The following is a 12,247-nucleotide window of genomic DNA, read 5'->3' as shown; positions in this document are numbered from 1 at the left end:
AACAAAAGTAATTAACATTTTCGTTTAACAACTTTATCTTGAGTTTTATAAGTATATATTTCCAATAAACTTTCCTTTGACATAAATAAATATTTAGGTGAGGAAGATATATTGCTTTTCATCATTTTAACAATCGAATCATTATTAAATAATAAACATATTGGTAAAAATGCTAACCATTTAAACCATTTATAAAAAGGATTAGAAATAGCAACAAATTCAAACCCTAATCGATCAGCTCCTCTATTTAACATTGTAATCCCAATTATGCCTTTAATCTCATCTGCCTTAGGATGGTTTTGAATATATGATCCAAGACTAGGCAAGGACTTTTTAACATGTTGATAAATAAATCGCCCCTTTGCAATATCATTTTTAACAGACTTCATTTCATTGATTAAACGAACATTATGTAAATGAATTTTAACCAAAATATCATTCTTATTGATCTGTGTACCGTCAGAAAGAATAACATGTTTTCCCTTGTAACGAGTGAGTCTTACACGTAAAATATTTTCCTTGTGAGTTTCATTATGAATATAAGTTAAGCGAGTGAATTTATAATATATTGGATCAATAAAATTCCAAACCAATAATACATAACTTTTCATTTTGTTTTCATTTCCCTTTTTGGATTTTTGATAAAATTATTTTGCATATTTCAATAAAAAATATTTAGGGAATATTAGGTTTTTTAGTAAAAAGAATCAAGAAGTATTAGTATAAGTTGGCATCATAAATTTCTATAAAATATTGCAACATAAATCATGTGAAATTGAACTTAGTGTTTCTTTTTCTTGATTATTTTTACAGGGGGAAAAAAATGAATATTCTTAACTTCTTGATGTCAATATTCAATTCTGGTAGAAGAACTCAGCAAATGTTTAAATTGTTTAGAAATAGACGGAATAATAATAGAGGATGGATTTGGGTTTCTTTACTAGGATTAGGAACCGTTTTTAGTGTAGTAGCAACACGTAATTCAAATATGATGAAACCTATCCAACGTTTGTTCCAAGGTGTTCAAAATACGACAAGAACATTTATTCCATCCAAAGTAAACTTGGCAAATATGGAGTTTGCCGATGAAATTACGCCTAACAGTCAAAGGAAACAAGATAATCAAAACCAATAACTATCGCGAATAATAAAAAACTCGTCTTTTAATCACGAGTTTTTTATTATTCTTAATGACTCTATAGCTGCGGCGAATAGGTTTTCTTTTTTTGTTACAACTTCACTTCGTTGTTGATAACCAAATAACATAGCTTATTCTGTACAATTCGTTTAGTATTTTTAATCTCTTATTCCATGTATTCACTCTATAAAGATACCCAAAATTTAGAAAACATATTTTTGGTAGAAAATAGCTATTCTAAATAGTGAATTCATGATGATAAGGAGGAATTTAATTATGACAGTAATTACTAAGCTTAAACAAACTATTTCTGGATTAAAAAGTGCTCAAGCAAGTTTAGAAGGATTTGTTCTTGATACTGACAATCAGCAAGCAAAACAACTGTATCAAAATGCAGCTCAACAAGCACAGACAGTGATTGATTCTTTAGAACCACGTGTTCAGGAGGTTCAACAAGAGGAGCCTCAGTATAATCAATAAAACACAGTAATCTTCAAATCTTTGGCATAGGCCGTATCATGGTTAGATTTATATATCTAGAAAGTATTTATACTTTTTAGGCTAATTGAAAAGAGATGATTTAATTTCATCCTTTTCTCAAGTAATAAATTAAGAAATAACAAATTTTCCTTATCTTATATAACAGTAAGCAAACTCCAATTTCTTTTGTTAGCTATTATTAACATTAAAAATACCAACTTCTTTCACATTTAAATGAGCCAGACATCTTATCATACAGAATGTTTTTACTTATAGCACTTGCTTTCCACAAAGCACTTTTATATAGTGCTCTGTACTGGTTGTAGCCTGAATATTTTTCTTTACATACTTTTATAAATCTAGCACACACTATTCCTAAGCCATTCAAACTATTGATTTTACTCTTTGAATGACTAGAAAAACAATTAGTTTTCCGGTCAAACTCATGAAACCCACAGGTAGGCAGCTCCTATAGTTGTCTGCCAAGGTCTCAAAAAAATGTGTATATTTTATAAATATCTACACATACTATCCTTAATCCGCTTGGGCTGCGGTTATACTCTATTCAAACTGGCAATTCTCGCTTTAAACGCTTTACTTGGCAGACAGCTTAAAATGTTGTCTGCCAAACCATTAATATTTTTGTATAATTGGTTATAATTTTGTGCATACTCTTTAAAAAGCTACTGACATTTCCATAATTTTTCTAACGGACTCCCCTCCGTTATCCAAGGGCTTTAATAACAGACAACTGAAAAAGTTGTCTGTTATTTTTTGTATAATTCTTTTCCGTTCACACATACTATCCACGAGTCATTTTGGAACTACTTGATTCCTCCTGAATTATTTTACTTCTAACAAGACAAGTGACATCACTTATCTTGTTTTCAATTAAAGCTCCATTTCCCCCTACTTTCCACTTGATTTAGCCCCACACCCATCAAGCTAAACAAATTAAAAGATAATATGGTGGTGCTTCTCATTAATTTTTTATGAATACACAAAATAACCCGATACAACACTGTAACGAGTTATTTTGTGTGCTTTTTTCATCTATCCTATTTCGTTTAATATGTTTATGCTTCTTTTACTTTATTGCGGCGAAAAGAAAACCTGTTTGGAATCGCTTGAAAATGATAAACGACATTTGCTGATGTACCAGCAACTGAATGTTTACATATCTTCAAAGGTTTCGTTATGAGCGAACGGCTGAAAATATTATTCTGAAGTTGATCTACAGAAAAACCCTTTTGGCTAAAACTTCGTCAAATTCTTTCTGAGCGGCCTGTTTAGCCTTAAACAACATCATTTGTATTCTGCTATAAACGTTAACTGCCCCATCTCCCGTCGTTTCAATGGGAAGAAAAATCGCTTCAGGGTGAATCTCGGTAATAAGTGACTGAACCCCATCGGAAATACCAGATGAAGGCATACATCCGAATGGCTTAACAGAAATAGTCATATTTACTTTCCGTTTCTTAACATTAAGTATAAGCTTGCCAACTTCCATATGTCCTTCTCTACCCCTTAAGTGATTGTTATAATGAGAGTGAGCCACCTTAGCTATTTCATCCATATCAGGTAAGTGATATTTACGAAGTCCGATCGCTCTAGCATAAGTATAGAACATCCCACGGACGGTACGATCAGCTAATTTTAGTATTAGTAAACGTTTTAAAGGATTCCTTCCAAAGAATAATGAGGATTCCTACTGGAATCGTTCTTTACGCTGTTAATCCAAATAATTGATGAATGAATTCTTTTTGATTTTGAACAGACTGATCCTGTAAATCAATCTGTTCTTTTTCTATCATATGCATAGCTTCTACTCCTGCAAGAATAGATGTAGCTGTGCGAAAAGATTTAAATCCTAACATAGAGCGTATACATTTTTTAATGAAACGATGGTCTCGCTCTACGATGTTATTTAGATATTATTTAGATATTTTATCTACCTAATTTGAATGCCTAATGGCATCTTTTCTCTTTCTTCAACCCTGTGATAGCAATTGGATACGCAGGATTTTTATCAACTGTGATTGCACGAGGTTTTGAAGCATGAAACGACCACAAAGCTTTCTTGAAGAATCGTTTTGCAGCCTTATGATTTCTAGATTGACTGAGATAAAAATCAATCGTGCTCCCTTCAGAATCAACGGCACGATATAGGTACATCCATTGTCCTTTTACTTTTATGTACGTTTCATCTACTCTCCAGGAGTCATTCGTTTGTTTGAGGTGACGTCGAATTCGCTTATTTAACTCAGATCCATATTGATGGGCCCACCGCATAATTGTTGTATGAGCTAAGAACAGTCCCCTTTCCTCCATCATTTCTACCAAATCACGAAAACTGAGATTGTACCGTAGGTACCAACGTACAGTTAACAAAATAATATCTGGCTGATAGTGCTTCCATTTAAACAAATTCTTCTTTTTCATACTAATCACACACCTTTTTAAGAATAATAGAATAATAGTATCAGTATGTCCAAGTTTAATTGATTATTTGCACAGGTTTTATAGTTTTTGCACCAGAACCATAATTTTTAACCCACTTATAAATTTCCTATTTCTTAGTAATGTTCCTAAAATGTAGTTTTCGGTACTGAGTTGCGCATTACTAAAAGGCTACCTTTTTAAACGATCATTTACTTTTCCTATTGCGGGTAGTGACAGCAACGTTGGTAACTTACCCCTATGACTTGATTTTAGGTATATCTGGGTTAAATATAAAAAGAAGAACCCGAAATCAAAATGGATTCTTCCCTTATAAATTGCAATTCACAAAAGCGATATAACTTTCAAAGATGTTTCTATTAAACTTCTTGTATAAAAATGGACGAAAGTCTCATCGTTACAAGAAGAATACAGTCTTTGATATCCTGGATGTAGTGTATAATTGTTCAGCCTTTTTATAGGAACCGTAGAAAGTCTAAAGGTCTAAATTTTTATTCTTATTAAATCAATATCTTTGATTTAGGTTTTACTTACTTTTTTGTAAATTTAAAAGAAGATATTTTATCATTCCACCACGTATCTTGTTTTAAGAACTCGATTATTTTGTAGTTTTGTTTATCTGGATTGGGAATAGTCTTAGAAAGCCCTTTATAATTTACATGTTCGTAAATAGTAATAGATGAATTAGGTGGAAGCACAATTGTAGATATTACATCATTAAACTTTTTATTTCTCAAATCGGATATATTCGTTGAATAGGCAAAATCTAAGTATGAACCTTCAGCCCCTCCATGTTCAAATAGATACAATGCTGAATTTAGATCATATCGTGCAACTTTTTCAAATATATTATCATCCTTTTCATCCACAGCATAAACTTCTAAGTCTATTACTTTTGAATTTGCTATTTCTCGATATCCCTCCCCCTTATTGAATTCTAGAAAATTCACCTTTCTCTTTCCCTGAGCATCTATTTTATATGCGGGTTTAATAGTTGTGAACTGACCATTAACTTTCAATTTATATCTCAACTCTCTATTTTTCGCATTTTTAAAAGTTATATCATCTATATATCTTTTTTCAGTGAGGTTCGCCCCAGGTCCTACCTTTTTCGAAACTACGTTCCACTTTTCAACATGATGTTCTTGCGAAAATGGCATATACTCTTTAAGTAAAACTTTCAAATCATCATTATTTTTATCTACAGCATATACTCTCACACCATGTGTACCCGTAAAATTAAGAGTACGTTTTCCATTTCCGTCTACATTAGGAGCTGCAACAATACTATCCCATACCCAATTTCCACTGTCATCTGTTCGTTGCACTTGGTATTCAACTTCTACTTTAGGAACTTTGGAAAACATAATGCCTCTTATATACCCTAGCCCATCGTTTTTTGAATTCCATTTTTCAAACTGATGTCCTTGTTTAATTTGTTCAGCATCAAATATTCCAACTTTTTCTGCTCCTACTGCAGTAAATGCTACGTCATCAATATTTAAAGAAAATTTTCCGCTTGTATCGAATGTTATTGATCCTATTTCACTTTTTTTCATATTAGATATTAATATATTATATTTCTGATAATTATTTGTTGTTTTAATTTTCTTGCTTATAATTTCTTTTCCATTAATATCATAAATTGTAACAGGGAATTCTTGATTTCCAGTATTTGAGTTTCTCGCATAGAAACTTAAATAATAATTTGTGTTTGGCTGTAATTTTTCTTTAGCCTCTTTTCGTAATGTAACTTTAGCTTTTCCATTTGTGTTGTATGAAAATTTCCCTGTGTTTGCTGCAGTTTTATTATTAACTGCCTTTGCTTCACTCCAAGTTCCAATTTCATTTGTAGTTAAATTACCGCTCTCTGCCCCATCGTAGATTGTATTCATCTTAATAGTAAAATTCATCTTTGGTTCTAATTTTATATCGTATAGATTTTTTACATTCTTAAATTTACCCGTAGTATCAGTTAACTGCTTTTTAATTTGTTTAGATGTATACTCATCAACGAAGCTTTGAATAACTTCTTCATAAAGAGGTCTATCATTGTAAAATAATAAACCCTCTTTTTCAGTAATTTCATCTGGATATGCTAATTTTAATGCTTCTTTTAAGGTTATTTCTGGAGTTAAATCTTCTGGATCGGTATAATCTTTACCGGCAACCCTTTTCTCCGATACACTTTTTCCAGTATCCACAATAATGGAAGTAGTTTTGTATTCTATTTGCTGTTGTACCCCATTCCACTCTCCACTTATGACTGTTTGTCCATTTACATCTTGAATTGCATATTGCCCTTCAGTTTGATTTGTCTCCAATAAAATTGGTTTTTTATTAGATATATAAGTCTCAAGTTGTTCCTTATTTAATGGAATTGGATGAGAATTAAAATCATCCATTGTATTAATCGCAATCCCATTTTGTCCAAGTTTAGGATAGCTGTCTTTAGAAGATAAGCTTAACGCAGTTGTATTTTCTTTTGCCTTAATTGTTCCAATAGTAGTTCCGTCTAACACAAAACTAGTAGTAGGTTTTACATTATAAATTGCACCTGTACCGACATTGTGATAGCGTACATTGGCATTTAGGAAAGCAGATTGAGCTCCATTGATATGGGAAGTATCATCTGTGGAAGATCCCCACTCTTTGGCAACAGTCTCACTATGTTGATAGTTAACTGAAACACCGAATTTAGGCCCTAAACCTTCCCAGCCAGCAGTTACATCTACTCCCTCTGTATTCGTATATGACCAATTCTCTGAGCTATTTGATCCCACACTATGAGATAAATCCTCATTCTTAGAAATTACTACTTTTTCTAATCCAACGTTCACTGATGGAAAGGCTGCAACAAGAGGATTGAAGGTTTCTTTCGCATTCGCTTTTGGAATATCTTTTGCAGCTTTTTCATAGTCAGTGTATGGGTCTCCGACAGTATGGGATTCATAAGGATTAGAAACATATTTGATATATCCTTTATTTGCTAATGAATCATCCCATTTGACAGCGATTTTACCTTGAATTGTGTACCCATTTTTTTCCCAAAGGTCAGGAATAGAGTCTCCATCTGTATCCATGACTTCATCAATGTCTCTGTTAGTTTTTTGAGTAAAAAGATTTGTTTTTGATGCTTTCACTATGAATTCTTGTGTTTCTTTTTTATTAAACGCAGGGTTTCTTAATTCATCTAGTTGGACTTGATGGGATTGATTTTGACTATCGACTTTGAATAGCTTAAGATTTTTAAAGGTTTGACTATCCATATTTAATGTTTCATCTGATTGATACTCAACTTTTATTGGAACCAACTTCCCTTTTTCCAAATGAACAACTTGCTTTTCTTTACCTTTATGAGAAATAATTTTTCCATCTATTTCTATAATCGCATGTTCATCATCTGATAAGTTTAATGTGAAATCACCCGTTTCTTTACTCTGGATCAAACCAATCCAGCGAATAGACTGATATTCTTGTTGTTTTTTATCTAGTAATGTATTCGCTGTTTGTTGGTCATAAATAAGGGTATTATCACGTGTTGGTGCAAACATAATAAGATTACTAAAATCTTTTCCTTTGAAATAATACCCAAGTAATCCTTTTCGATCCATCTCTTTCTGTTGGTTTTCCTGCGTTGTAGAAATCTGATTTGTCTTACTGTCTGCGTACACAGTATTTACATGTCCATTCAAAAACATAGGGGCTAGTAATGTACAGGTTACAACACTTGCTAGCTTTTTCTTCATCCTTTTCATCTCCTTATTTTGTTAATTAACAATTACTTCCGTTATCTTATCAATGCGATATTTACTATCTTTCTCAAGTAGAATTCCTTTTTCACTAACAAACTCGCTAACAGTAATTAAATACGCTCCAGTAATTCCTTTGACGACTTATAATCTCAAAAGGAATGTAGATATTATATTTTTATAGATTATGCTCCTTATTTTGTGATAAATTTCACAAAATAATGTTTGATGATTCAAAAATATATTCTTGTATAAGATGCCATCAATATAGTTTTGAATTTATTGTTCAATGTATTACTTCATCACCTGTGAGTAATTTCTTTTTAAGTTCTGCTATTCTAACATCATCAAAAGTTATATCATCCCAATATACATGTGTTTTGCCTTCAATCCATATACGTATTCTTTTCTAAATGATTGGAAACATATTTGGTATATCCTTTGCTTTCTATTCCCTCTCTCTTTTTTTTAATTACTTAGATGGTTGTAACTCTGCATCAACCTTTACAATTAATTTTCCTTTTTCCACAATCCCTGAAACTTTCGTAATTTTAATAGTTGATTCCCTTGGCAATACCAATTCTGCATAGTCATTATCCATATAAACTGTCTGTGATCCTCTTGGTATCACAATATCCATACGAATAGTTTTTTTCTGTTCTCCTAAGTATTTATCGAGAATTGCTAATGATGTGCTGGTAAATCCTTTGTCTTTTACATTTTTTCCTTCGATTTGTTTTTTTAAACTTTCGATTGCTTCTTTATTGACGCTTCCATTTGGAAAAAATGTATCTCTTTCAAATCCAAATTGTTTTTCATCTGTATATCTGTATACTTTTATTGCATCTGGAGTAGCAGCTTCACGTTTTTTAAATACTTTATCCATCTCTGCTGCATATTCTTTTGCTATTTCTACATATTCGATAGGATAACCATCTACTTTTCCTTCTCTTAGGGCTTGATTAATTCTGGTTCCATTTAGTTCATAATTATTAAAAGCTTCTTTCTCTTTTTTTGTTGTTACTATTTTTTCTCGATGATTAGGAAGCTTTTTACCGTATTCTTTAGCTTCTTTTTCTTTCTCCTTGAAATCTTTCGGGTTTTCTACAATTCTATTGAATTTTATTGATGATGACTGCTTTTGAGCTGTTCCCAGTTCCATTGCAGAAACTACGTTAGTTGTTCCACTGATACAAACTGTAGCCGCTAAACTTAAACATGCAACTTTTTTTCTTAACATAAAAATCTTCTCCTTCCAATAGATCTGATGAGGGAGATTATTATCTCCAAAGTCATATACCGTATATTTTGGGGATTTTATTTCCAAGCATCTTTACAAGTTAAATTATAGTAAAAAAAATCCATTTTTCTACAAGAAAATGTTTCATTTTTGTGAAGTATTTCACAATTGAACAACCTCTTATAGGGAAACACGTTATATCCATCAACCTAGCACAATCAGGTTACCCAAAAACGATAAAATGACATTATAAAGCCTTTACTCTAATACTAATTTGATTTTAAAATCTAATAGGAGTACCACCACATACTCATCAACTTTATATTCTTCTCCAAAACGTTAAAATTAAATCATGAATTTTCCAATCTAATACTAATTGATTTTAGAATCCAATAAAGTACTCCTCAATTTAAACGAAATTTAAGTATTAATATTTACCTGACAATATTATGATGAAAATGATTTTTTTTACTGTCCGCGTAAACAGTATTTACATTCCCATTCAAAAACATAGGGGCTAATCATGTACAAGTTACAACACTCGCTAGTTTTTTCTTCATACTTTTCATCTCCTTAATTTGGTAATAACGTTGCATCAACTACATATCGCTTTACACCTTTAATGACTACTTCTGTTACTTTATCAATATGATACTTACTATCTTTATCAAGTAGGATCTCTTTTTCACTTGCAAACCCACCAATAGCACTTAAATATGCACCAGTACTTCCTTTCGGAACTTGTAATCGTAATATAATTTTTCTTGATCCAAAAACTGCAAGACGTTCACTTGATAAGCTCGTACTCATATATCCTTTGTCTTCTTTGATTGTATTTAAAAATTTTTCTTCAAAATCTTTTAAAGAAGGTAAAGGGTCAATAATTTGATAACCAAATTCCGGCATACCACACCATCTATACACAGTAATATTTTCTGGTATTGGTTTCTTCCCTAAAGCTTCAGAAATATTTTTTATTTGTGCATCCAGTTTTTCATTTCCACTGCCACCTTGATTTCGCAAATAATTATTGATTTCTTTATAATCTTGCCTAGCATACCCGTCTAAAGCTTCTCTTTGGGAATCGGTTAAATTTTCAGCCCAGTCTTCATAATTTTTCATACCCCAACTATGCGCTTCAGCATTTATATCATTTTTTAAGTCAAGACTCTTTTTTAAAGTCCCTTCAACTTGCATGCACTGAAACCCTTTTTGTGTCACTCTTGATACCTTATCTACATGGAGTACATACCCATTATCAATGAGCATTTTGTATTCATTATTATTTAAAATGACACCTGCTTTTGTTGGCGTAGTAGAACCTTTCCCACTCGGCACTATAACCTTCAAAATAACTCTTTCTTTACTGGAAATTTGTTGAGCAGTTAAATGCGTATCTAGATAACTATCAAACTTAATCTCCTTATTTAAAAATTGTTCTTTAAACTGTCCCAATGCAGTATCAGTAATAGCACTACCTTCTGTTAAAGACTTATTATATCCAATCGCTGCTGGTTGCACATTTTTATAAGTGATAATAGAACTTGAAAGATTTGCTTTATCAAATATCTTATCAATTTCTTTTAAATCTTTCATTTCATCTTCAAATGAACCCGCCATAGAAAAAGTAATTTCTTTATAATTTGTTTTTATCTTGTTTTTATCACTTAAAAAGTCATTCATTTTCCCTTTTTCAGTAGCAGTTAGTTTCCACTCTTTTTCTTTTTCTTTTCCCCATTCTTTCGCTTTTTCTTTGTCCTCTTTAAAATCTTCTGCTTTGTCAGTGATTTTTAGATTTTGAAAGTTAGTATATTTACCTTGAAAATTTATATTTAATTGTTCAGCTTTTATCTCTTCATTATTGAATAAAAGTAAAGATAAAACTGTACTAAATAATAAAGTTTTAGTAACCAATTGTATTTTTTTGGATACCATAAACAACCTTTCCTCCATTCTTCTTATTTATGAAACTATTTTCTAAAGGAAAAACTGAAAAGTAATATATAATCATACATAAAAAACTAAGGAATCGTTCACAATTATAAGTCTAAGAAGATCTAATACATATTTAGTAGATTTGAATTAATTACTATGAATTTAATTAAATTCAATTGAAGCTTTTCTAAAGAACTATTACTTTAATTCAAAACCTATTCATTTTCATTTGTATCATTCTGGAATTAGTCTGTTTTATTCGCACATCTTAGAATTCGGATGAAGTATTGTAACTTATCACAAAAGTAAACAATTACAGATAAATATTCATATTGATTATTAATCCTACCTACCTCCTATTAAAGTTGTCTGTAAAAATATAGAAAGTATGATTTTTCCTACTCACCCCCTCTCCATTAAAACTGTTAATCTCAATATAAAATTTAACATATACTTATTAAATAACTGTAAACACACTGTTAATTCATGTGAAAATTTTCTCAACATCTAAATAAACGATATGAAATATGTATCAAATTATTTCTAAGATGAAATACCAAAATACAATTACTGTCAGGGAAAATTCAGGAAAACTGTTAATAAACTATATATTGATTGCTATTAAATGCTCTATAAATTGATATGTAAGTGAAGAAATTTAAATTTCCTTTTTTAGTTCCATATCTTTCACTCCTTTTGATTTTTTCTTCTTTCTTATAAGTTAATGATACCCCAAAAAGAAAACGTTATCATAACAAAAAATGTACATATTGTGAAATATCTCACAATATGTATTTGTTACATAGCTAGTCAGTTAAAATACATGTAAAATTAAGCCATAAGAATAAATGATTAAGTAAACGTCTAGGACGTCTTCCTGTTGAAATAACAGAAGAATTCATTACAGCTTATAAAGAATGAAAATGCGGCTCAATCACTGCATTGGGGTTTGTGTAGCAATGGAACCAAAACTTATGCTAAGTAGTAATATTCTTCTTAAAATCTCTTTCTGATTTTTCGCTAAATCTTCACCGAATATTTCAATTTTTCCACTAGTAGGTTTTATTAATCCTAATAACATTCGGATAGTAGTTGTTTTACCCGCACCATTTCGACCAATAAACCCATAAATCTGTCCCTGATGTACATTTAAATTCAGGTTATCAACTGATTTCTGGTTGCCATATATCTTCGTTGAATTAACGGTTTTTATTATTGTACTCTTGTGAAAATACCAAATTT

General features: G+C 31.0%; 7 protein-coding genes and 3 pseudogenes. 2 read left to right on the top strand and 8 right to left on the bottom strand.

From position 1 onward, the window contains the following. Nucleotides 1-11: 11 nt before the first annotated feature. A complete protein-coding gene (locus MR143_RS24335; protein WP_242281019.1) occupies nt 12-611 on the bottom strand; it encodes a YkoP family protein in 600 nt (199 codons plus the stop codon). 212 nt (nt 612-823) lie between these two features. Between MR143_RS24335 and MR143_RS24330 the strand changes: the two genes are divergently transcribed. Both MR143_RS24330 and MR143_RS24325 read left to right on the top strand, forming a co-directional pair. Continuing rightward, nucleotides 824-1,135: a hypothetical protein gene (locus tag MR143_RS24330; RefSeq protein WP_242281018.1), complete on the top strand. Its 312-nt coding sequence runs from the start codon at nt 824-826 to the stop codon at nt 1,133-1,135. 279 nt (nt 1,136-1,414) lie between these two features. Continuing rightward, on the top strand, nt 1,415-1,618 hold the full coding sequence (locus MR143_RS24325) for a DUF1657 domain-containing protein (RefSeq protein ID WP_242281017.1): 204 nt from the start codon (nt 1,415-1,417) through the stop codon (nt 1,616-1,618). 1,076 nt (nt 1,619-2,694) lie between these two features. Here the strand turns inward: MR143_RS24325 and MR143_RS24320 are convergent. The 7 genes and pseudogenes from MR143_RS24320 to MR143_RS24290 all read right to left on the bottom strand — a co-directional run. Beyond that, nucleotides 2,695-3,308 (bottom strand): annotated as a pseudogene (locus MR143_RS24320) (2-hydroxyglutaryl-CoA dehydratase); the annotation flags it as partial. Between the two features lie 34 nt (nt 3,309-3,342). Then, nucleotides 3,343-4,060: pseudogene (locus MR143_RS24315) on the bottom strand (IS6 family transposase). Between the two features lie 548 nt (nt 4,061-4,608). Further along, the gene (locus MR143_RS24305; RefSeq protein ID WP_308218773.1) at nt 4,609-7,827 is read right to left on the bottom strand and encodes a binary toxin-like calcium binding domain-containing protein; all 3,219 of its coding nucleotides are present in this window, start codon (nt 7,825-7,827) and stop codon (nt 4,609-4,611) included. 21 nt (nt 7,828-7,848) lie between these two features. Then, entirely contained in the window at nt 7,849-7,962 is a 114-nt protein-coding gene (locus MR143_RS33530) for a hypothetical protein (RefSeq protein ID WP_374267121.1), read from the bottom strand. A gap of 340 nt (nt 7,963-8,302) precedes the next feature. Beyond that, nucleotides 8,303-9,070: an ADP-ribosyltransferase gene (locus MR143_RS24300; protein WP_242281016.1), complete on the bottom strand. Its 768-nt coding sequence runs from the start codon at nt 9,068-9,070 to the stop codon at nt 8,303-8,305. Nucleotides 9,071-9,643: 573 nt separating this feature from the next. Then, the gene (locus MR143_RS24295; RefSeq protein WP_242281015.1) at nt 9,644-11,005 is read right to left on the bottom strand and encodes an ADP-ribosyltransferase; all 1,362 of its coding nucleotides are present in this window, start codon (nt 11,003-11,005) and stop codon (nt 9,644-9,646) included. A 988-nt stretch (nt 11,006-11,993) separates the two neighbouring features. After that, nucleotides 11,994-12,245, bottom strand: a pseudogene (locus MR143_RS24290) (ATP-binding cassette domain-containing protein); the annotation flags it as partial. Between the last annotated feature and the right edge of the window lie 2 nt (nt 12,246-12,247).

Source organism: Bacillus cereus group sp. BfR-BA-01347, assembly GCF_022663835.1.
Lineage (GTDB): Bacteria > Bacillota > Bacilli > Bacillales > Bacillaceae_G > Bacillus_A > Bacillus_A thuringiensis_K.
The sequence above is the reverse complement of the archived record's forward strand: the minus strand, read 5'-3'. Positions and strand labels throughout refer to the sequence as shown.

Bases quoted from the DNA above. Each gene is read 5' to 3' on its own strand.
- MR143_RS24325 (WP_242281017.1), top strand. From the start codon at position 1,415: ATGACAGTAATTACTAAGCTTAAACAAACTATTTCTGGATTAAAAAGT.
- MR143_RS24335 (WP_242281019.1), bottom strand. From the start codon at position 611: ATGAAAAGTTATGTATTATTGGTTTGGAATTTTATTGATCCAATATAT.
- MR143_RS24305 (WP_308218773.1), bottom strand. From the start codon at position 7,827: ATGAAGAAAAAGCTAGCAAGTGTTGTAACCTGTACATTACTAGCCCCT.
- MR143_RS24300 (WP_242281016.1), bottom strand. From the start codon at position 9,070: ATGTTAAGAAAAAAAGTTGCATGTTTAAGTTTAGCGGCTACAGTTTGT.
- MR143_RS24295 (WP_242281015.1), bottom strand. From the start codon at position 11,005: ATGGTATCCAAAAAAATACAATTGGTTACTAAAACTTTATTATTTAGT.
- MR143_RS24330 (WP_242281018.1), top strand. From the start codon at position 824: ATGAATATTCTTAACTTCTTGATGTCAATATTCAATTCTGGTAGAAGA.